General features: G+C 56.4%; 5 protein-coding genes. All 5 read left to right on the forward strand.

Annotation, left to right across the window (positions count from 1 at the left end; genetic code table 11):
• Positions 1–3 precede the first annotated feature (3 nt).
• Genes MKX63_RS28450 through MKX63_RS28470 form a run of 5 tightly spaced genes read left to right on the forward strand, consistent with a single transcriptional unit; the run spans position 4 to position 23,413 of the window.
• Positions 4–594, forward strand: a complete 591-nt coding sequence (locus MKX63_RS28450; protein ID WP_341021919.1) for an indolepyruvate oxidoreductase subunit beta — start codon at positions 4–6, stop codon at positions 592–594.
• Positions 584–8,854, forward strand: a complete 8,271-nt coding sequence (locus MKX63_RS28455; RefSeq protein ID WP_341021921.1) for an SDR family NAD(P)-dependent oxidoreductase — start codon at positions 584–586, stop codon at positions 8,852–8,854. Before MKX63_RS28450 ends, MKX63_RS28455 begins: the two co-directional genes overlap by 11 nt.
• 6 nt (positions 8,855–8,860) lie before the next feature.
• Entirely contained in the window at positions 8,861–15,076 is a 6,216-nt protein-coding gene (locus MKX63_RS28460; RefSeq protein ID WP_341021923.1) for a beta-ketoacyl synthase N-terminal-like domain-containing protein, read from the forward strand.
• A 32-nt stretch (positions 15,077–15,108) separates the two neighbouring features.
• Positions 15,109–21,267 carry an SDR family NAD(P)-dependent oxidoreductase gene (locus tag MKX63_RS28465; RefSeq protein WP_341021925.1) on the forward strand — a complete coding sequence of 2,053 codons (6,159 nt, stop codon included), beginning with the start codon at positions 15,109–15,111 and terminating at the stop codon, positions 21,265–21,267.
• Positions 21,260–23,413 carry a beta-ketoacyl synthase N-terminal-like domain-containing protein gene (locus MKX63_RS28470; protein WP_341021927.1) on the forward strand — a complete coding sequence of 718 codons (2,154 nt, stop codon included), beginning with the start codon at positions 21,260–21,262 and terminating at the stop codon, positions 23,411–23,413. Before MKX63_RS28465 ends, MKX63_RS28470 begins: the two co-directional genes overlap by 8 nt.
• The last annotated feature ends 42 nt before the right edge of the window (positions 23,414–23,455 follow it).

Below are 23,455 nucleotides of genomic sequence, written 5' to 3' on the forward strand. Positions count from 1 at the left end.
CCGATGAACACAGCTACAAGCATTATTTTGGCCGGTGTAGGCGGAAAAGGTGTCATTACTGTAACCAATGTGTTGTCACAGGGACTGGTGACACTCGGGTATGACGTTAAGGTCTCCGAGGTGCACGGCATGTCGCAAAGAGGCGGAAGCGTGCATGCACAGGTCCGGTTCGGCGACAAAATATATTCCCCGCTGATTGAGATGGGTACTGCGGACTATATCGTCGGCTTCGACCAGATTGAAGCCCTGCGCTGGGGAAGCTTCCTGAAGCAGGACGGGCGGATGCTCGTGAATCTTGCGGAGCTGAATGAGGATATTTACAAGGGGAAATACGATGACAGCTTCAGCCGCTACATGCATGTCTCTTTTGTTGAAGGACGGGCCATCGCCAAGGAAACGGGAAATGTGCGGAATGAGAATTTTGTCATGCTGGGCGCGCTCCTGCAGCTGCTCGGATTCGAATTCGCCGCCTGGAAGAGCACGATGGAGAAGTATATCAAGAAGCAATACCAAGAGGACAGCATTCTCGCCCTGCTGAGAGGGATGAGGGACCAGGCTGCTATGGAAGAAAAGGAGACTGTGTATGAGCTCTAAGGCTTCGGCAAGCAGGCTTAAGCCCCGCGGAGGGGCAGCGGGACCGGATGTGGCTATCGTCGGCATCGGCTGCAGGTTTCCGGATGCCGGTCACTACACCCGTTACTGGGATAACATGGTGAACCATGTGAATTCTATCCGCCCCATCAGTCTTGAACGCTGGGAGAACGGAAGATACGGGCTGAAGAAGGGTGCGGAGCTAGGCTGGGACAATGAGCAATTCGTGAAATTCAGTGCTCCGCTGCAGGGAATAGATAGATTCGATCATACCTTTTTTAACCTGTCGCCCAGAGAGGTAACCAGCATGGACCCACAGCAGCGCATTCTGCTGGAGGAGACCTGGCACTGCCTTGAAGATTCGGGCATTCCGCTGGAGTCGCTTCAGCAGGAAGGGACCTCGGTCTATGTCGGCGTAACCGGCAATGATTATGCGCTTCTCGCCCTGTCCGGCGGCGAACAGGTGGATCATTACGCAGGTCTGGGCAACTTCGAGTGCATTGCGGCGAACCGTATCTCCCATTATCTGGGCCTGACCGGAGAGAGCCTCTCCCTGGATACCGCCTGCTCCTCCTCACTGGTTGCGGTGCATAAGGCAAGACAGAACCTCCAGTCGGGCGAAGCGAAATACGCTATCGCAGCTGGAGTGTGCCTCGCTTACCATCCTTGGCGGTATGTGAGCTTCTCCAAGTCGAATATGATGAGCCGGGACGGGCAATGCAAGGCTTTTGACGAGAATGCGGACGGATTCGTGCAGGGGGAGGGCGTTGGTGTTCTGCTGCTGCAGAAGCTGGAGGATGCGATCCGGGACGGCAACCATATCTATGGTGTCATCCGGGGCAGTGCCGTGAACCACTGTGGTCCGTCGCAGACGATCGCCGCACCAAGCATGACCGCACAGAAGCAAGTGATTGAAGCCGCCCTGCGTCAATCCGGAGTTGATGCTTCAACAGTCAATTATATCGAAGCACATGGTACCGGAACCGCTCTTGGCGATCCAATTGAGGTTGAAGCGCTGACACAGGTATTCAGACAGTACACCGAACAGAATCAGTTCTGCACCATCGGCTCTGTCAAGACGAATATCGGCCATCTGGCAAGTGCCGCCGGGATGGCCGGAATCATCCGGGTGCTGCTGATGATGAAGCATAAGACGATTCCTAAGCTGCTTAATCTGACCCGGCTGAATCCGCTGCTGGACTGGGAGCATACTCCGTTCAAGGTGGCAACGGATAATACCGGCTGGGTGCAAGTAGATGCACAGGTTCCACTGCGGGCAGGCATAAGCGGTTTTGGCTTCGGGGGAGTCAATGCCCATGTCATTCTGGAAGCCTATGAGCCGCCGAAGCCCGCCAGGGTAAGCAAGGAACCGGCTCCGGGGCCGCAGATCTTCGCCCTGTCTGCCTTGAATTCCGGCAGTCTGAACGAGGGGATCTCCGCCTGGAAGTCGTACTTGAACGCTGCGGAGATCAACGGGTCTGCCATCGGCGATCTATGCAGAACGCTGCTGGCAGGCAGACGGCATTGCCGGGAATACAGAATCGGCGCGGTTGTAAGAAACAAGGAGGAGCTGGCAGAATTCCTTGAGGGGGCTGCAACCAGCGCTGAACGGTTAGAGCCGGGCTGCAAGGCATGGTCGGTTCAATTCACCAATGTGATTTATAAAGGGTACCCGGAGATTAAAAGCATCCTGCAAGAACCGTATATCCGCCGGACTTTTGAAGAGGTTATCGCTGAGATTGCGCTGACTGAAGGGCTGTCCTCTGTCCGCAGCGGCATCACAGTTGCCAAATGGAGCAAGGAGAAGCTGGCTGCACACTCCTTCATAGTGAATTATACACTCGCTAAGGTGCTGACCGGCCTCGGGGCCGAGATTGCTGCCGTGAGCGGCGAACAGCAAGGAACGCTGCTCGCTATGGCCGTCTGCGGCATGATAACACCCGCTCAGGCATACAGCATTCTTAGCGGCAGGACCACGTTTGAAGAGACTGTCCTGAGAAGCCCGGAACGGACGTTCATTGATCCGGTTCATCATGTGAAGCTTCAGCCCGTGAACATCAGCACTTCATATATTGCTGACCTGCGCAGTATGCGTATCGGCGAAGCTGATGCGGCAGCGTTCAGGCACTATGTGGAGAAGGCCCGGATTCTGAGCCGGACCCAGTTCACTTACAAGAAGTACTTACGGGACTGGGATCAGGTTCCGGCCCTACAAGAGGCGGGGCTGACTGTAGACTCCATACTCAATCAGGAAGAGCTGCTGGTTGCCGGAAATGATAGCCCGGAGGCGGGGTGGCAGTGCGTTCTGCTGCTGTTGATCACCTACGGCTCGCTGCTGAAGCTGAATCAGAAATGGGACTTGTCGGAGCGGATCACTCTAAGGGATGAACGTCTGAATGAATGGGTTCAGCTTGTCCTGGGAGAGGTGATTTCCAAGGAAATGGCAGTGCGGCTGTTAGCTTCTTCCGAAGCGGAAGCAGCCGGGGTCATTGAAGCGGTGCGGGAACAGCTGAATGCACGGCAGAGTCCATTAAGCTTGAACAGGGCTTACACACATCTGCATGAAGCGAACACTCTGCTGCCGGAAATCGCTGACATGGCGGGCTGGAAGCATCAGCTGCAGGAACACAGCGCCGGACAGAGTATTCTGCAGACTGAGATGATCCGGCTGTCAGCGTCAGACAAGGACTCTGAAGTATATTCACTGTCGATCCAGAATGACGGAATCTCCGGGTTCCAAGAGATCCTGCTTCAGTTATGGCTGGCCGGGGCAGATCTGGACTGGAGCCGGTTGTATCCCGGGGGAAGCTTCAGGAAGCAGCCGTTGCCCGGATATGCTTTTAACCGTTCTAGACACTGGATGCCTGCTCCGCCGCCTGCTGCGGTTCCGGGCCATCCGATGCTTGATCTGGCGAAGTCCAGTCCAAGGCAGCTGCTGTTCGTGAAGACACTTCAGGCGAGCGATTTCTACGTTGGTGAGCATGTTGTCGATGGACGGGTGATTCTGCCGGGAGTAGCTTATCTGGAGATGGTCAGAGCCGCTGGTGAGCTGGCCTTCGGTGATCAGGTGCATGCCATTAAGGATGTACTGTGGGTGAACCGGCTGGAAGTGGCCGATACGCGGGATGTCTCCATTCAGCTTACCCGGGATTCAGGGTATTTGAGGTTCCAGGTGTATACCGGGGATATGGACCATCCGGTGATTCATTGTACGGGTAAGCTCTATGCGGCCAAACCGCAGCAGGCGGTACCGCGCAGATTCATGCTTGACGAGATACGGGCAAGGGGCGGAGCCATTGTAGGGAAGGATTTCTGTTACAACGAAGTATTCGCCGGATTCATCGGCTTTCAGTATGGGCCAAGCTTTCAGGCAACGGCTGAAGCGCTCTGCGGTGACAGGGAATCCTTGGAAAAGCTTGAGCTGCCGCCGCATCTGCAGCCCGGCTTCAACGACTACCTGCTGCACCCGTCTCTCTTAGATGCGGCGCTGCGGGCCGTAACCTGGATCGGCGGAGCTGAGGCTTACAAACAGCTCAAACTACATATTCCTTTTGCGCTAGGGGAAGTGATCATTCACGGCAGGCTCACACCAAGCTGCTATTCCTATGCAGAGATTGTTCCTGAGACAGCGGATAAGGCAGCAGGCATGAAGCGGTTCAATATCTATATTCTGAATGAGCAGGGTGAAGTGCTGGTGGAAGCCAGAGACTTCACGATCCGGGCTATTCCGGGCAACTCTCCGCTGAATCCGGCAAGCCGCATTCAATTGTATACCGAACGCTGGCAGAATGCTGAGATCCCCGCTCATTCCGGGCATTCTCCTGTGATGACAAATGTGCTCTATCTGACCCGTGACCACGGAAGGAGGCATCTGCTCGCAGACGCCTTCAACCAAGGGCAAGCGGCACCGGACCACATCATCAGTGTGACTCAGGCGACGGATTACAGCACTTCAGACGAGGTGGCAGAGTTCACCATCCGGCCCGGATGTGAAGCGGATATTCACAAGCTGCTGGGCGGGCTGCTGTCGAGGGGTATAAGAATTGACGCAGTTATAGATGAATGGGACGGGGCACAGACAGGGCTCCTTACCGGTTACTACACGATTCTGTACCTGTTCAAGACGGTTACATTGCTCTACAAAGACCATCCGGTCCGCTATCTGCTGGGTGCAGTCTGTGGAGGCCAGCCGGAAGCGGGGATGCTGCAAGGGTTGTCCAAAGCATTACAGTCCATTAACCGCAGCTTCAATCCGTCCGTGATGTACTGCAGTACCGTTGAAGAAATTCCATTCTATGCGGCGCAGGAGCTGCTCTATCCGCAGCGGTCTTCTTATATAGAAGTCGCCTATACTGGCAGTGCCCGGACCAGTCTTGCTATTCTGCCGCTGGCATCCTTACCGGAGGCTGCATTCAGCGGGTTCCGCAGACATGGAACTTACCTCATTACCGGCGGCATGGGCAAGCTGGGACTTGCGGTGGCCGAATATGTCCTCCGGCATTACGAGGCCAATCTGGTGCTGACCGGAAGAGCCGCGCTGGACGCTTCAAGAAGCGCTGAGCTGCAGCGGCTGCAGCAGTGTCCGGGGCAGGTCATCTATCTGCCCGGCGATATCGCGCAGCGGGATACTGCCATACAGATTGTTGCGCAGGCCAAAGAGGTGTTTCATTCTATGGATGGCATCGTTCACTGTGCCGGAGTACTGGGTGAAATGGCGCTGATGGAGACCACTCCGGAACAGATGGCGGAGGTGCTCCTGCCCAAGATTCAAGGAGCCTTGAATCTGGATGAAGCTACACGGCAGGAGAAGCTGGATTTCTTCGTCCTGTTCTCCTCTCTTTCATCCATTATCGGTGATTTCGGCAGGGGAGCCTATGCCGCAGCCAACAGCTATCTGGACCGGTTCGCCGTGCTGCGCGCGGAGCAGGTTAAGGCAGGATATCGCTCGGGAGCTTCACTGTCGGTCAATTGGCCTGTGTGGAATGAAGGCGCGATGCAGTTGACCGGAGAAGAAGCTGTGCAGTACAGCCGCCAGGCCGGAATGGGTCAGCTGGACACCCGGGCAGGTCTTGAGCTGCTGGAGCAGCTGATCCGCACAGGGGAATCACGCATCATCGTAGCCTGCGGGGAAGCGCAGCAATTGAACCGGGTGCTGGGCACAGCGGCTGAGAAGGCGGGAGAGGAGCAGGTGCTGAGTGCTTCCGTTAAGGCTGCCGGAAAGCGTCCGCAGCTTCAACCTGGTGCTGCCGGGACTGTGCTGGTAGAGGCAGCAGTTCAGCAATATTTGAAAAAAGTCGTGTCTCAGGCAACCGGAGTTCCGGCAGTGCAGATTGAGGCGGACGGCAATTTCTCCAAATACGGCATCGATTCCATCATGATCATGGAGCTGAATGGAATTCTCGATAAGGACTTCTCTGATCTGCCCAGCACCTTGTTCTTTGAATACAGCTCGATCGCGGGCCTGACCGGCTTCTTCATGGAGCATCATGCCGGATTCTTTCAGCAGTCAGCGGGAGAAGCGGAACGGGAGATGGCTACGGGGGATGGAGAGCTATTGAACGGGCCGGCACCGCAGATCATTGCAGATCAAGCGGCAAGTGAAGTGTTCCATGCCCCCCTGTATGCAGCTCATCCCGCTGATCCCCGGTTCCGGGCTGCGGAAGCAGCTGGCGGAGACATTGCGATAATCGGCTTAAGCGGACAGTATCCGATGGCGGAGACGCTGGAGGAATTCTGGGAGGTGCTGTGCCGGGGACAAGACTGTGTCACCGAGATTCCGCCGGAGCGCTGGGATTACCGTAAGGATTACCACCCGGAGAAGGGGAAGCAGGGCAAGGTCTATACCAAATGGGGAGCGTTCATGAAGGATGTGGAAATGTTCGATGCCGGATTCTTCCATATCTCCCCGAGGGAAGCGGAGCTGATGGACCCGCAGGAGCGGCTCATGCTCCAGACCGCGTACCACACGCTGGAGGATGCCGGAGCGGCGCCGGATACACTCTCCGGGAAGAAGGTTGGCGTATTCATTGGCGTGATGAACTCCCATTATCAGCTCCTTGGCGCGGAAGCATACACTAACGGCCGGCTGGTGGATGTGCGTTCATCGTTCGCGTCCATTGCCAACCGGATCTCCTATCATTTCAACTTCAAGGGGCCGAGTCTGGCGGTGGATACGATGTGCTCCTCAGCACTGGTAGCCCTGCATATGGCCTGTGAGAGTATCCGGCACGGCGAGAGCGAGCTGGCGGTAGTCGGGAGTGTCAATACCATTGTGCATCCGGCAAAATACATCTTCCTGGCCGATCAGCGCTTCGGCTCCACGGAAGGCAAGTGCAGGGCATTCGGCCAGGGTGGAGACGGTTATGTTCCCGGCGAGGGCGTAGGCGCAGTCCTGCTGAAGCCGCTGGCGGCGGCGCTCAGGGACGGGGACTCGATCTATGGCCTGATCAAAGGAACGGCGGTGAATCACGGCGGCAAGGTCAGCTCATATACAGTGCCTAACCCGAACGCCCAAGCCGAGCTGATCGAAGAGGCGCTGATGAAGTCGGGCGTGCACCCCAGACAGATCAGTTATATTGAAGCCCATGGCACCGGTACGGCGCTGGGAGATCCTATTGAGGTGGCCGGCTTAACGAAAGCCTTCAAGAAATCCACTTCGGATACCCAGTTCTGCGCCCTGGGTTCCGTCAAGAGCAATATCGGCCATCTGGAATCGGCTGCCGGTATGGCTTCCTTGACCAAGGTACTGCTGCAAATGAAGTATAAACAGCTGGTTCCCTCTATTCTGGCCGAGCAGCTTAACGAGAATATCGATTTCGCAAGAACGCCGTTCTTCGTGCAGCGCTCGCTTGAGCGGTGGGAACCGCTGGCGGAGGAGACGCCGGAAGGGATGAAGCTCCAGCCGCTAAGGGCTGGCATCAGCTCCTTCGGGGCAGGCGGCACGAACGCTCATATGATCATCGAGCAATATGTGCCGGAAGTCATTCCTGCTGCGCAGCAGGGAGAGCAGTTAATCCTGCTGTCCGCCAAGAGCAGGGAGAAGCTGCGGGAACAGGCCAGACAGCTTGCTGCATTCATTGCCCGGCAGCGGAAGGGTGGCTGTGTTACTTCGGGCACTGGAGAATATATTGCCGCCAGAGTGCAGGCTGTTCAGGAGCAATGTCTGAATATGGTGGCTGAGGTGCTTGGCATGAATCCCGGACAGATCGACTTCGATGAAGACTTGGCCGGACTGTGTACGGATGCTGTGCATCAGGTCAGATTAGCCGGTGCGATTAAGGATTTACTTCATGACCCTGCCGCTCAGCACGCACCGTGGACCAACTGGTCCCTGCGGGAGCTGATGGCCGAGATAAGCCGGAGCCTTAGCGGCGAATTATCCGGCGGACGGGCGGATACGGGTGAGTATACACTGCGGCTGGAGGATGTCGCCTATACGCTGCAAGCGGGACGGGAAGCTTTTGACGAGCGGGTGGCTATTGTAGTGCGTAATCTCAGTGAGCTTGAGGGCCTATTGAGCCGCTTCGCTGACGGAGAGCATAATCTGCCGGATGTCTACACAGCCAGCCTGGACCCTCAGCGCGATATCGCGGCTATCCTGTTCCAGAACGGGCCCGGGCACGAGTTCATCCGCAGCGCCATTACCCATAGACAATTGCCGCAGCTTGCCCAGCTCTGGCTGCTGAAGGCGAAGATTGACTGGAAGCTCCTGCATGATGAGCCGAGCTGTGCAAGGGTGATTCCGCTGCCTAATTATATTTTTGACAAGCAAAGATACTGGATCGGCAATAGCTTCTCAGCAGCCCAAGCCGCAGGCCCTTCCGAAGCCAGCCGTTTCGTCATTGAACCGCCGCAGATCTCTGGTGATCCCCGCCGGATGAAACGCTCCCGTCCAGTGTCGCCGGTAGTACCGGCTGAAGCTGAACAGCCCAGTGCGTCTAGTGCCTATGAGGTGAAGCAATGTCTGGAACAGACACTGGAGGAAGTCATTTATAGGGAAGCGGGGACTATCAACCCCGACCTTCCATTCTCGGAGCTGGGTGTGAACTCTGTGCTGACGCTGGAGCTGGTGGACAAGCTGAATGACAGACTTGGCCTGAGCCTGCACTCCAATGATCTGTTCAACTACAATACGCTGCGGCTGCTGACTGCCCATATTCTTAATATGCCAGGTCACACGGCAGTCCTGTCCGGGGATGCTGAACCGGCGGCGGATGATCCGGTTGATCTGAATGAACTTGAACTTCTATTGGAGGGAAGATAAGCGCCTATGTTAAGCAGAACGTATACAGCTGACCCTTCGCCAAGTCAAGGGAATGTTCGCCGGGAGGACATCGCCATTATCGGAATCTCCGGCAGATTCTCCGGCGCGGAGAATGTAGAGGAGTATTGGAACAACCTGATTGAGGAATCGGACTGCGTGCAGGAAGCACCTGCTGAACGCAGGGAGCTCTCCAAGCTAAGCCCGGAGCAGAAGACGCATATCCGTTACGGAGGATTCATCCCCGGGGCGGATCAGTTCGATCCGTTGTTCTTCCGCCTCTCGCCGAAGGAGGCAGAGCATATGGACCCCAGGCAGCGGTTGTTCCTGGAAGAATCCTGGAAGGCCATAGAGGACGCGGGATATTCGCTGGAGGAGATGTCAGGAAGCAAATGCGGCATATTCGTTGGCCTTCAGCAGGGGGAGTACCTGGAACGGTTCGCCGGTGAGCCGAACGAGTATGTTCCTACCGGCAACAGCCTGTCGGTCATTCCGGCGAGGATATCCTATCTGCTGAATCTAAAGGGGCCAAGCATCGCCCTTGATACCGCCTGCTCCTCCTCTCTGGTGGCATTGTCGCTTGCTTGTGAGAGCCTGCACAGCGGCGGGAGCGATCTGGCCATTGCCGGAGGCGTGCAGATTATGCTCGAACCCTGGATCTATATGTCACTGGGCAAGCTGGGGATGCTGAACACCGACGGTATCTGTAAGCCGTTTGCCGAGGAGGCAGACGGTATTGGACTGGGCGAAGGCGCCGGGGCAGTGTTGCTCAAGAGGTATGCAGATGCCAGGCGGGACGGAGACCATATCTATGGCATTATCGCAGGTATCGGGGTGAATCAGGACGGCAAAACCAATGGCATCACCGCTCCGAACGGCCTCTCACAGACAGCCTTGGAACGGGAGATTTACCAGAAATACCAGATCAACCCGGAGCATATCACCTACGTGGAGGCGCATGGCACAGGTACCCGCCTGGGTGATCCGATTGAAGTCGCCGCCCTTACCGAGAGCTTTCAAACCTTCACGGACCGGAAGCAATACTGTCATCTGGGTTCAGTCAAAGGCAACATAGGACATACCTTGTCCGCTTCAGGGATTGCAGGGCTGATCAAGGTGCTGCTGAGCCTGAAGCACGGAAGAATCCCTGCCACTCTCCATACTGGCACGGAGAACAAGCTGATCGATTTCCAAAACAGCCCGTTCTACGTAGGCAAGCAGACAGAGGAGTGGCGCCGGGAAGAAGGGCGCCCGAGGATGGCGGCGGTCAGCTCTTTTGGAATGAGCGGCACCAATGCCCATGTGGTTATTGCCGAGTATATCGAAGACATCCTTAGCGGGACAGACGGAGAGCAGGACGGCAGCATTCTTCTGTTCCCCTTGTCTGCCCAAAGTGACCGTGCGCTGGAGGCCAAGGCCCGGGATCTGCTGGACGCACTGCGCAACGATCCAAGCTTAACGGAACTGGCCAACGTATCTTATACTCTGCTGGCAGGCAGAGATCATTACGCATACCGCAGCATGTTCGTCGCTTCAAGCAGAAAGGAGCTTGTCCTGGAGCTGGAGGCGTACCTGCTCAGGCAGCCTGGCTCCGGCTGGTACAGCGGCGGCGGATCGGGCAGCAGCACAGAGGTGAATCCTGCGCTCAAGGCTAAGATGGAGCGGTTGCTGATACAATTTCATCAGGACCGGCTCCCTCCGCAGGAGCGGGCAAAGGCAGCTCAATTAATCGCCAATTATTACATTAAAGGCTATGCTATTAGCTTCATAAGCCTGCCCCTGCCAAGGAGCTTCCGCAGAGTATCGCTGCCAGGCTATCCCTTCGACTATATGCGCTGCTGGATTGATGCAGAGGAGGAGAAGGCAAGGACTGTCCAGAGCGGAGGTGCCGCAAGCCCCATTACTGTGGATATGGGACTGCTCCATCCGCTGGTACACCGCAATATATCCACAGTTCAGGGAATCTGCTTCATCAGTGAGCCGAGGGCAGCCAGGCAAGCCATGCCCGGCAAGACGGTATACGGGACGGCAGTCTTCAGCGAAGCTGTACTGCTCGCTATGGGCGTACAGGCTGCTGTTCTTGGAGGCAGCACATCGGAGATTACGGCTCTGGAGCGGGTGCAATTCTCCTATCCGGTTGCCGGCAGGCAGCCGGGTAAGCTGCATATCCGGCTCCAGAACGAAGAGGGCTCCCTCAGGTTCGCTGTTCTGTGTGAAGGAGCAGAGCAGGATATTCTGGCAGCAGGCACAGCCAGAACAGACCTGATCCCTTCGCTGGAGGAACGGGCAATCGTGGACATCTGCAAGCTCCAGCAGGAAGCGGCGCAGGTGCGGACCGGGGAGGATGTCTACCGTATATTGGAGAACCAAGGCATGGCTTATGAAGATCAGGCCCTGGTCATTACCTGTATGTACAGCAGCTTAAGCGGACAGCTGGTAGAGATCTCCCAAGCGGCGTTAGAGCAGGCGGACGATAGTCTGTCAGCCCGGCTGACCGAAGCTGTGCTGCAAAGTCTGAACGCGGACATGATCGCTTGCGGCGGCACGGCCGCAGCCGTCTATGAGATCGGTGAAATCCGGCTGGTGTCACCGGCAGCCTCAGCCAGATTTCTCTATTTTCAATCTGGAGGAATAGGCAACAGTCACAATAACAGCGGGCTTCATTATGACGTTCATGTGCTGAATGAGTACGGTGAAGAAGTGTTGCTCTATAAGGACATTCACATGGTTCCGCTCCGGACTGACGGGATTATCTACGGGGGGCAATATGGATTGCTGAAGAAGGAATGGATTAAGTCAGAGCGGATTCAGCAACAGCAAAAACGGCTGGACGGTCAATATCTTGTGATCATCAACGAAGAGATGGACGAAGCCGCACTGGCAGCGGTGAAGGCTGCACTTGATCCGCCGCTGATCCTGTGTGACGGAATACGGCAGCAAGCCCGTGACTCTGTACTGGATGTTGATTTCACTGATACCGCAGGCACTCAGCCATTTATTGATGCTCTGCTTGGCATGAAGCTGACCCTTCACGGAATCATCGATTTCTCAGATCTTCATGTCCGGCCGAAGTCTTGCTCCAAGCAGAGCTACGGCAAAATCATGCTGTTGCAGACCCTAGTCAAGCAGGCGGGCAAGAATTTCCGGATCATACATTTAACCGGCGGTGTTCAGGGCCCCGGAGGCACGCATACACTGGCGGGTGCTGATGTTGCCGGTCTAATCCGCACCATCGGTGCCGAGTACAGGCAGATTACCGCCCGTACAGTGGATATCGGAGCCGGGGCCATGGATATTCAGGCTCAGCTTCAAATGGTGCAGGCAGAATTATGCCAGGAATCCGCAGTAGCGGAGGCAGCTTACAAGGACGGCTGCCGCCATGAGCCGGTACTAGCCGTCCTGAAGCAGGAGAATAAATGGATTGGCCGAAGACCGGACAACCGGCTATCGCTGGACCCGGAGAAGGTCTATGTCATTACCGGGGGGACGCGGGGAATCGGAGCCGAGTTGGCCCGTCTGCTGGTCAGAAGAGGGGCGCGGAAGCTGGTGCTAATGGGAATCCAGGCGTATCCTGCACGGGCAGAGTGGTCCGGAATCTTGTCTGACGCGGGTCATAGCCCCGGGAATCAAGCGCGGATCAAGCGGATCATGGAGCTGGAAGCGTCCGGTGCCTGCATTGACATCTACTCCGGATCGTTGACCGATAACACGCGGCTCCAGTCCTTTATGGGGAATATCCGTCAGCAACGGGGAGAAATAGGCGGCGTGATCCACTGCGCAGGCTCAAGCCTGAATGAGCATCCGGCTTTTGTTCATAAAAGCATCAGCGAAATTAAGCAGGTATTCGAGCCAAAGGTGGAAGCGATGCCTTCCCTCCAGCAGGTGTTCGCCGGGGATGCACTGGAATTCTTCGTTCTGTTCTCCTCCATTTCAGCCTTGGTCCCACTGCTGGCTGCGGGGCTTAGTGATTACAGTGCCGCCAACTATTATCTGGACCTGTATGCACATTACCAGCACACCCTGGGCAACACGCATTATCAGTCGATTCTCTGGCCGAGCTGGTCGGAGGTAGGGATGCTGGCGGACTCAGGGTTCCTGCTCAGTCCGCTCTATACAGAAACTGGCCTCACCGCACACAGTCTGGCCGACGGTCTCTCCATGCTGGAGGATATCCTCTGCGGCAAGGAGGAGCCAAGCGTCATTCCGGCCATTCTCAACATGGACCTGTATAGCCCGGAATTATGGCTAAGGACGAGCGCGGAGCGGTCCAGGGCGGGAGCTTCACCGAAGACATCCCAGACGGATCAGACGGGCAGCTCCGGCACTGCGGCTCCAGGAATCCCGAGTATAGCGGTTCCCTTAGCGGAACTGCAGCAGGCATCCAATCTGATACTGGATCTGTTCTGCACAGAGCTGAAGCTGCCGAGGGAACGTATACGTGAGGATGTACCTTTTGCCGAGATTGGCGTAGATTCCATTCTGTTGATTGAAGTCATTAAGAAGCTGGACATTGCCTTCAAGACCCGTATAGATCCTGCGCTGTTCTTCGAGCTTAGGGATATACGTGCACTGGCGGAGCATCTCTGCCCGAACCGTGCCGAGCTTGCAGAGAAACCGGAACACCTTGATCACGGCGGACAGCCGGGACGCGAAGAGCAGTTCTTACAGACTGGTAATGAGATTAGATTCGCCGGGCAGTACAGCCGGGTACCGGAATTCCGAACCTCCCGCAGCCATGAAGGCAAGGCAACAATACAGAGCACGCACCTGTTGCCGGACGATATGCACGCTTCCCCGGGGAATGCGGATGAGCGGATTGCCGTCATTGGCATGGGCTGTCATTTTCCGGGAGCGGGCGGCAAGGAGGCCTTCTGGAATAACCTGCGGGAAGGGATAGACAGTATTACCGAGGTTCCGGCCAGCCGCTGGGACAAGGATGAATGGTATGCCCCGCAGCATGCCGCAGGAAAAAGCATCAGCAAATGGGGAGGCTTCCTGGAGGATATCGAGAGCTTTGACGGCGGATATTTCGGGATTAAGGAGAATATGGAGCAGATCAGCCCGCTGATGCGGCAGTGTCTGGAGGTAACGGCAGAGACCCTGCTGGATGCAGGGTATGAGCAGGCGGAAATCAGCGGGAAAAAGGTCGGTGTATTCATCGGTGCCCATCCCGGCTCCTATCCCGGCTGGGTGCAGGAGATTAATAAGAATACGATCATCGGCATCGGGCAGAACTTCATTGCAGCCTATGCCTCACATTTCTTCAATCTCAAGGGTCCCAGCTTCACAGTGGACAGCGCCTGCTCTTCCTCGCTCCTGAGTCTGCATCTGGCCTGCCAGAGCATCCGGTTGGGTGAATCGGAGATGGCGGTAGCGGGAGGAGTTGACCTGCTGCTCGATGAGCGCCCTCACCTCGTGTTCAGTGCCTCCAGAGCGATGTCGCCGGACGGCAAATGCCATACCTTCGATGAGGAGGCGAACGGCATTGTGCCCGGGGAAGGCTGCGGGATGGTACTGCTCAAGCCGCTTAACCGGGCCCTTGCCGACGGAGACAGCATCTATGCGGTAATCGAAGCTTCGGCAGCGGGCAATGACGGACGGACCATGGGAGTGACTACTCCAAGCATGCAGGGACAGGAGGAGGTTATCGCTGAAGCCATCCGGCGTGCCGGGATCGACCCGGGGACAATTGGTTATGTGGAGACCCATGGCACAGGGACGATGATTGGCGATCCGATTGAGCTGAAGGCCCTGACTTCCGTATTCAAAAAATACACCGCTGCCACCGGCTACTGCGGGGTAGGCAGCGTGAAGACCAATATCGGCCATTGCCTTAGTGCGGCGGGCATAGCCAGCTTCATCAAGACCGTACTCTGTGTACATCACAAGATGCTTGTACCCACGCTGAATTGCAGTCGGCCGAATCCGCGCTTTGACTTTGCGCATTCGCCTTTTTATCCGGTGCTCGCAGCTTCAGCCTGGGACAATCACGGACAGCAACGCCGGGCAGCCGTCAGTTCCTTCGGCTTCGGCGGCACCAATGTGCACATGATTATCGGGGAATGCGGGGAGGCTGCACGAAGTGGCTATATCCCCCGCAGGCAGCCGTTGCCGGTGGCGGTGTTCGACAAGCAAAGGGCTTGGGTGGACCGCAGGCAACAGGCGCGAGAGCAGACTCAGGAGGAGCTGGACCAGCTGTCCTTCCTGCAATTCATTGAAGAGTGAGCTTGAATACGGAAGAGCGGAGAGGTGCGGGGATGGACACATTACATGGCACTAGGTTCAGTACAGTAATCACCAACAGTAATTACATTGTCAGAGATCATCGGGTCCATGGTGTGCGGATGATGCCGGGAGTCACACTGCTGGACATGATCTGCCGGTTCCTGCAGACCAAGGGCGTGAATCTGCGTGACATCGAGCTGCGCAAGGTTCTGTTCAGCGAGCCGGTCACAACCAGCGAACAGTACGATAAGAAGATCCGGATCACTTTCACAAGGGCAGCAGACGGGTACGAGATTGTGGCACAGTCCCGGAAGGTCAAGGGGCACCGCGAGCTGGACAGTGTCTGGGATGAGAATCTGCGCTGCGGGCTGCATTTGTCTCCTCCGCACAGCGGCGAACGGAAGTCGATTGACATCGGGCAGATTAAAAGCCAGAGCCGGCGTGTGGAAGACCTGGACCATGCCTACAGCTATGTGCGGCGAATTGATATCCGCCACCTTGAATTCATGAAGGGTCTGGGGAAGCTGTACTATGGCGACCAGCGGATTCTCGCGGAGATCCGTCTGGGAGAACTGGCCAGGGAGTATATGGATCACTTCTGCATGCATCCTTGTTATCTGGATGCGGCCACGCTGGTGCAGGGCTTCGTCGTCCTGCAGGAGCTGGATTTCTCCCGCGGAATTCAGGCCTCCATTCCGATGTTCATCGAATCCTTCCGTGCGTATGAACCAATGAAGGAGCAGATCTACGTCTACATTAAGGATGAGGGTTACCCGGATGGCGACATCCGTGACCTGATGTATTTCGATATTGAGGTATATAACGCACAGGGGGAAGAGATTGCCTGCTTCAAGCGCTGGGGCCTCAAAAAGATCCGCTCCAAGGAGCTGATCCGCAATCCCCGGAAGCTCCAGAATCCGGTTGGTCCCGCAGCAGAGCCGGAGCCTGGGACGAAGACGGTACAGGCTAATCCTATCTTGCCGCTGAACCTGGCGGGGAATCCGGCCGGAGAACGTGCACGCCAGGACGCGGTTACCTCTTATCTGAAGCATCTGGTAGGCGGTTTGTCCGGAAGGGACGAGGCCGGGCTTCAGACAGAGGAGGGCTTTTATAATCTGGGGCTCAATTCACAGCATCTGCTGGACATCGTGAAGAGGCTGGAGGAGAGACTTGGATGCCCCTTGTATCCGACGCTGCTCTTCGAATATGCCACACTGGATGAGCTGAGCCGCTATATTCTCCGGGAGCACGCAGAGTCGTTCTTTCATTCCGGTACGGTTGTTCACGCCTATACCCCCGCTTGGACAGAACGTCCGTTAAGACATCCGGGAGGGCCGGGATATCCGGGGCAACAGGAGCAGGTGCTGGTCTTATGCCGGGAACAGGATACGCTGCTAGATCTGACTGGAGCTGCGGCTGGCAACCGGTACACCTTCGTACATCCGGGAGAAGAATTCGCTGTAGAAGGGCCTGGCTTGTACCGCATCAATCTGGCCCGTGAGCAGGATTACAAGCAGCTCGCGGATGCATTATCCGCGTCAAGACAGTTGCCAACGGTTCTAATCAACAGCCTGAACTGCGGCGGGGAGAGCCGGAGTGATCTGACGGAGCCGTCCGGTCAGCGGGTAATGCCTATGTTCTGCATTCTTAGAGAGCTGCTGCGCAGCAGAATAGAATCGGCTGTAAAAGTATTGTATCTGTACAATCGGACAGGCTCTGCGGCTCATCCGGGTGATTCAGCCATGGAAGGATTTCTGGCCTGTCTTCAATCGGAGACAGATAAAGTAACTTATAAATGCATCGGACTAGACGCGGAGAACATACAACACTTACATACCTTTGTCCGTAACGAGCTTCATGAGGGCTGGGAAAATGGCCGAAGCATCGAATATACACAGGGGACACGTAGAATACGGACTTACCGCAAGGCCGGTCAAACCGCTGGCGGTGGGGCGGCAGCGATCCGCAGACACCATATTTATTTGATCACCGGCGGGGCCGGCGGGATTGGACAGCAGCTGGCGGCGTATGTTCTGGAGCAAGGCGGGACAGCTCTCCTCTGCGGCAGAGCAGCAAAGCTGCCGGAACAGATCCTGGCTGCGTTAGGCGCGCATCCGCAGCTGGACTATATGGCTTGTGATGTAACCGACAGGTCATCGGTGGAGCGGCTGCATGCTTATGTGAAGGAGAAGTACGGCAGGCTGGACGGGATTTTTCACGGTGCGGGAATGACCAGGGATTCGCTGCTGGTTCATAAGGACAGTGCAGATTTCCTTGACGTACTGCGGGCCAAGACAGAAGGGACGGCGAATCTGGATGAAGTATTTCAGGAGGAGCCGCTGGCATTCTTCGCCGGGTTCTCTTCTGTCGCAGGGGTCCTGGGCAATCCGGCTCAAAGCGATTATGCGTATGCGAACTTGTACATGGACGGCTATATGCAGCATAGGGAAATATGGAGAACGCAGGGACGGAGGAGCGGTAAATCCCTGTCTGTCAACTGGCCGCTCTGGCGCGACGGGGGTATGAAGGGCGGCGAGCACACAGAGCTTGCGCTAAAAAATAAATTCGGCATTGCGGTGCTGGATACCTCCGCAGCAATCGCGGCGCTGGAGTGGGCCTTGCAGCGCGAAGAAGCCGTACTGCTCATGGCACCGGGGGAAGAACTCCGAATCGATGAATTCCTGATTAGAGAAGGAAGTCCAGCAAGTGAGCCTGCGGCTGCTCCGCAGCCCGAGTTCATCCAGAGCCTGTCCGGAGCCGCCGGAAGCGAAGACGGGGATCTCGCAATTATCGGCATCAGCGGAAGATTCCCGGGGGCGGACAATCTGGAAGAATATTGGGAGCTGCTCAAGTCAGGCCGGGATGCGGTGACTGAGATCGATCCGCAGCGGTGGAACCATGAAGAACAGCAGCGTACGGCACAGGAGAGCTGGGGCAAGGATAGCTCCAGATGGGGCGGCTTCCTGCGCGATGTGGACAAGTTCGATTCCCTCCTGTTCAATATCGCCCCTTTTCAAGCCGTGCTGATGGACCCGCATGAGCGGATATTCCTGGAGCTGGCCTGGGAGACATTCGAGGATGGGGGATATAACCGCTCAGCACTAAAAGGCAAGAAGGTGGGCGTATTCACCGGAGCGATGTGGATGCAATACCAGCTTTACAATACCGGCCGGCAGGTTTCCACTTCTACGATCTCCTCCATTGCTAACCGGGTATCCTACTATTTTGGACTGACCGGACCTTCTCTGGGCATTGATACGATGTGCTCTTCCTCCATGACGGCACTGCATCTGGCCTGCCAGAGCGTGAAGAATCAGGATTGTGCCATGGCGCTGGTCGGAGGCGTTAACCTCTCCGTACACCCGGATAAATATCTTCTGTTGTCCCAGGGCAACTTCGCTTCTTCGGACGGCAGATGCCGCAGCTTCGGTGAAGGCGGGGATGGGTATGTACCGGCAGAGGCGGCGGGGGCCATCCTGATTAAGCCGCTGCGGCAGGCAGAGCGGGATCATGACCGCATCTATGCGGTCATCAAAGGCAGCGCCATTAACCATGGCGGCGAAGCCAGCGGGTTCACCGTACCTAATCAGCGCGCACAGGAAGAAGCGGTATCGGAAGCGATCCGCAGAAGCGGTGTCGATGCTGGCACGATCAATTATATTGAAGCACACGGGACAGGTACCCCGCTTGGTGATCCTGTTGAGATGCAGGCGCTAATGAACGCTTTTGCCCCCTATAAGGATGCTGGCTTCAGCTGTTCCATAGGCTCAGTCAAGTCCAATATCGGCCATGCTGAAGCGGCAGCCGGAATATCGGCCATCGCGAAGGTAATCCTTCAGATGCAGCACGGGCAGCTTGTACCTTCATTACATTCGGAGCCCCTTAACCCGCATCTGCGGCTTGAGGATTCGGGCTTCTATATTCAGCGGAAGCTTGAGACATGGTTACCTGTCACACGTATGGGCCAGGAACGGACAACCGTATACCCTAGACGCGCTGGCATCAGTGCCTTCGGTGCAGGCGGTTCCAACGCTCATGTCATTCTGGAGCAATACACAGGCAGTCTAGAGGACAGCAATCAGGAACAGGAAGAGACGGATACACACGGCCCTTATGTCTTTGTATTGTCCGCCCAGACTCCTGAGCGGCTGCAAGCCTATGTCCGGCGGATGAGGGACTTCATCGGACATGAGCAGGCCGAGGACTGGGGCCATATGAAGGGAGTGCTCTCATATCTGAAGCAGCAGATGGCTCAGATGCTGGATCTTAAGATTACCGGGATTACGGAGGATCACACCCTCTCTGAGCTAGGCCTTGGTCCTGTCGAAACGATCCGGTTAAAGGAGATGCTCCGGGCAGAATTCGGCCTTGCGGCTGATGCTATCGCTGTTAGCGGTGACTTGACGCTGCTGGAGCTGGGAAATCGGCTTATACCCGAAAGAGCAAGTACGGAATTACGCGGGGCTGGCGATGAAGCGAAGACTGGTGCTGTACACGAGCTATCTCTACTGGGGCTAAGCTATACCCTTCAGGTTGCCAGAGAACCTATGAAGCACCGGGTAGCCATCGTATACAGCACTCGAAACGAGCTTCTGGCTTTGCTTACGGATTACTTGGATGAGCGGGCTTCCGGCCAGTGCTTCGCTTCGCAGGTACATGGCCAATCATTACCGGAGGTCCCGGCATACAAGCTGCATGAAGCCGGGAGCCTGGCCCGGGCCTGGGCGCAAGGCGCTGTGATAGACTGGCGGGCGCTGTACGGGAATTACACACCTGAGCTTGTGTCGCTGCCTCATTACCCTTTTGCCCGCAAAAGCTATTGGATAGAGCCGGCGAATTCCTTACATCCAACGACAAGTACACAAGAGCCTGTAAAAACGGCTCAGGCTTCGGAACCCGCAGTGCCCATTGCAGCCGGGGCGGCGTATACCGGAGACGAAGTTGTGCTTGAACGGCTGGAAGGCGGCGTAGCATTGATCCGCATGCAGGATATCAGACATAACAACACATTCACCCATGAGGTCATACAGGGACTAACCCATTGCTTCAACCTTGCACAGCAGGACGAACAGATCAAGGCAATTGTCGTTGCCGGGGATGAGCGGATCTTCTCCATGGGCGGCACCCAGGAGCAGCTGCTGGATATTTCCGACTCGAAGCTGAGCTTCACGGACGCTCCGATCCTCTATAGGGGGATGCTGGAATGCCCTATTCCGGTGATCTCCGCGATGGAAGGCCATGCTTCCGGCGGCGGTATGCTGTTCGGATTGTACGCGGATATCGTGGTGATGGCTGAAGAGAGCGTGTATTCTGCTGCTTTTGCCAAATATGGCTTCACCCCGGGAATGGGCGCCACCTTCATCCTGGAGGACAAGCTGGGCAAAAATCTCGCCATGGAGATGATGTTCACGGCCAGCATGTACACAGGAGAACAGCTCAAAGACAGAGCTGCACCGGTTCTCTTCAGGGCTAAGAACAAGGTATTGCAGGAAGCCGTGTCGATTGCCCGGCAAATTGCCGGGAAGCCCCGGACGACTGTCAGCGTGCTGAAGCAGGAGCTGGCCAGCCGGGTGCTGGAAGAGCTGCTGCACTGTGTAGAACGGGAGAATGAAATGCACCGGATTACCTTCACCACGCCAGAGGTCAAGGCGAAGATCCGCCAGCTGTACCGGCCTTGGACGCCGGAAGCAGATGAACAGGAAAGCGGCAAGCGGGCAGCCGGAACAGCACCAAACGGAGCAAGGGATATAAATTACCCGGATACAAAGGAGGAAGCGGCGGCTGATACAAATGCCGAAGCCGCGCTGAGCATCAGGAGCGAACTCACCCGGATCGTTGCCGGGCGGATTCGACTGGATGAAGAGAAGCTGGATGCGGAGATGAATTTCAAGGAGATGGGGGTGGACTCCATCAGCGGTGTGGAGATTGTCCGCGATCTGAACGAGTGCTTCGGCCTCCGGCTGGATACCATCGATATTTATGATTACTACTCCATTAACCTGCTTGCAGAGCACATCGGACGTATACAGGGTGTGTTGCAGCAGCCCGAGACAGCGGAGGGATCTGTGCAAGCCGTTGACGCTTCGCTTAACCCGGAGGATCACGACCTGCTGGAGCTTTTGTCCAGACTGGACGGGGATGAGCTGGATGTGGATGAGGTTGCCCAGTTCTTGGAGGTGTACTATGAGTAACGGCGGGATGATCAGAGATATTCTGCAGCAGATCAAGGAGCATAGGCTGGAGGCCCGCGAAGGCCTGAGACGTATCAATGAACTGAAGAAGCAGGAGCGGACAGCCGCTGCCGCGCAGCTGGAGCCTACTCAAGAATCGGTGGAGGAGCTGGTCAAGGAGGTGCTGTGCCGGGTGGTCAAGCTTCAGCCGGAGGAGATAAGCGATGAGCTGTCTTTTAAGGAGATGGGGATTGATTCGATCAGCAGTGTGGAGATTGTCCGCGACCTGAATGAAGCGCTGCGGCTCCAGCTCGACGGAATTCTGCTGTATGACTATCCGACGATTCCGGAGCTGGCCCGGTATATGGTTCACGAGGTTCAGAAGAATAGCATTCCTGATATTCCGGGTCCGCTCAGTAGAGTGCAGGCGGCTGCGGAGAAGGTACCGGAGAGCAGCTCTGAAGCCGAAGCGGCACGATCTCTGCGGCTGAACCACAGATATGAATATATGAACGATCTGATCGACCAGTTCTCACAGCACAAACCGGCTGCCGCACCATCCGCACCGATTACAGTGACTCCAGTCAAGCATGAGGCTGGACCATCCCGTGAACCGGTAAAAGCACCGGCGGTGCAGGCTTCTCTGCCCGCAATACCACAAGTCTCCGGGGCGCCCAAGCTTCGGCTTCAGACCGGCGCGAATTCAATGGCACCCGCAGCTCCTGCTGCGGAAGCGGAAGCAGCCGGCAAAATCAAGCTGGGCTTCTCCACCGCCGCCCGCAATGCGAAAGAACCGGCTGCAGCTGCGCCAAAAGCTGCATTCAGCAGTCCGCCGGCAGCCGCACCCGCCACAGCATCCGCCGCTGTGCCGGAAGGCATTGCCATCGTCGGATTATCAGGCCGGTTTCCCGGCGCAGCTACAGCAAGAGAGCTGTGGCGTAACCTGCGGGACGGCGTCTCCAGCACAGGTGAGGTTCCCGGCAGCAGGTTCGATATCCGTGCCTGGTATGACGAAGACCGCAAGGCCGACCAGAAGACCTACTGTACCGTTGCCGGTCTGCTTGAGCAGGTGGATGAATTCGATCCGTTATTCTTCAATATCTCACCTAAAGAGGCGGAGATTATGGACCCGCAGCAGCGGATTTTTCTGCAGGAGGCCTGGAACGCGCTGGAGGATGCCGGATATTCCGACCAGGCGGTGCAGAACACACGCTGCGGCGTATTTGTCGGATGTGCTCCAAGCGACTATACCAAGCATCTGGAAGCGAATCACTTGAGCAATACCTCAGAGGCTTTTACAGGAACCTCTTCCTCTATCCTGGCCGCCCGGATCTCGTATTTCCTGAACCTGAAGGGACCGAGTATTTCGCTGGATACCGCCTGCTCCTCCTCGCTGGTAGCTGTACATCAGGCGTGTGCCAGCCTCTGGAATGGGGAATGCGACATGGCGCTTGCCGGAGGCATCCGGCTGATGATTACGCCAGACAGTATGGTGCAGAGCAGCCAGATGGAGATTTTGTCGGCAGAGGGGGTATGCAGACCCTTCGATCAGGCCGCAGACGGGACCTTACTGAGTGAGGGGGCCGGGGTTGTAGTCCTGAAGCCGCTGAAGCAGGCGATTGAGAACAGGGACCATATCTACGGTTTGATACGGGGAAGCGGCGTGAATCAGGACGGCCGGACAAACGGCATTACGGCGCCGAATGTGAATTCGCAGATTCAGCTGGAGAGAACGGTCTATGAGCGGTTCGGGATCGATCCGGCTGAGATCAATTATGTGGAAGCGCATGGAACCGGCACCTCACTCGGTGATCCGATTGAAGTCAAGGCACTGACAGAGGCCTTCCGGTCCTTTACACAGGACAGCCAGTACTGCGCGCTTGGTTCCGTCAAGGCCAATATCGGACATGCCACGATGGCCGCCGGAGTTGCCGGAATGATTAAGATTCTGCTGTCTCTGAAGCACAGGCAGATTCCGCCGCTGATCCACCATACCCGGCTTAACGAGAAGATCCGGCTGGAGGGAAGCCCCTTCTATATCAACCGTGAGCTGGTGGACTGGCCGGAGAACAAACGCGGCTCCCGGATGGCTGCCATCAGCGGCTTCGGCTTCAGCGGAACGAACTGCCATCTTGTCATTGAAGAATACCGCAGCAGTGCTATTTAGGGGTAGACGCTATATCTATATATGCATTCATTAGGAAGAGAA

The sequence above is a fragment of the Paenibacillus sp. FSL R7-0179 genome (genome assembly GCF_038002265.1).
GTDB lineage: Bacteria > Bacillota > Bacilli > Paenibacillales > Paenibacillaceae > Paenibacillus_AQ.

Excerpts from the sequence above, each read along its gene's own strand:
- MKX63_RS28455 (WP_341021921.1), top strand. The coding sequence starts at position 584 with ATGAGCTCTAAGGCTTCGGCAAGCAGGCTTAAGCCCCGCGGAGGGGCA.
- MKX63_RS28450 (WP_341021919.1), top strand. The coding sequence starts at position 4 with ATGAACACAGCTACAAGCATTATTTTGGCCGGTGTAGGCGGAAAAGGT.
- MKX63_RS28465 (WP_341021925.1), top strand. The coding sequence starts at position 15,109 with ATGGACACATTACATGGCACTAGGTTCAGTACAGTAATCACCAACAGT.
- MKX63_RS28470 (WP_341021927.1), top strand. The coding sequence starts at position 21,260 with ATGAGTAACGGCGGGATGATCAGAGATATTCTGCAGCAGATCAAGGAG.
- MKX63_RS28460 (WP_341021923.1), top strand. The coding sequence starts at position 8,861 with ATGTTAAGCAGAACGTATACAGCTGACCCTTCGCCAAGTCAAGGGAAT.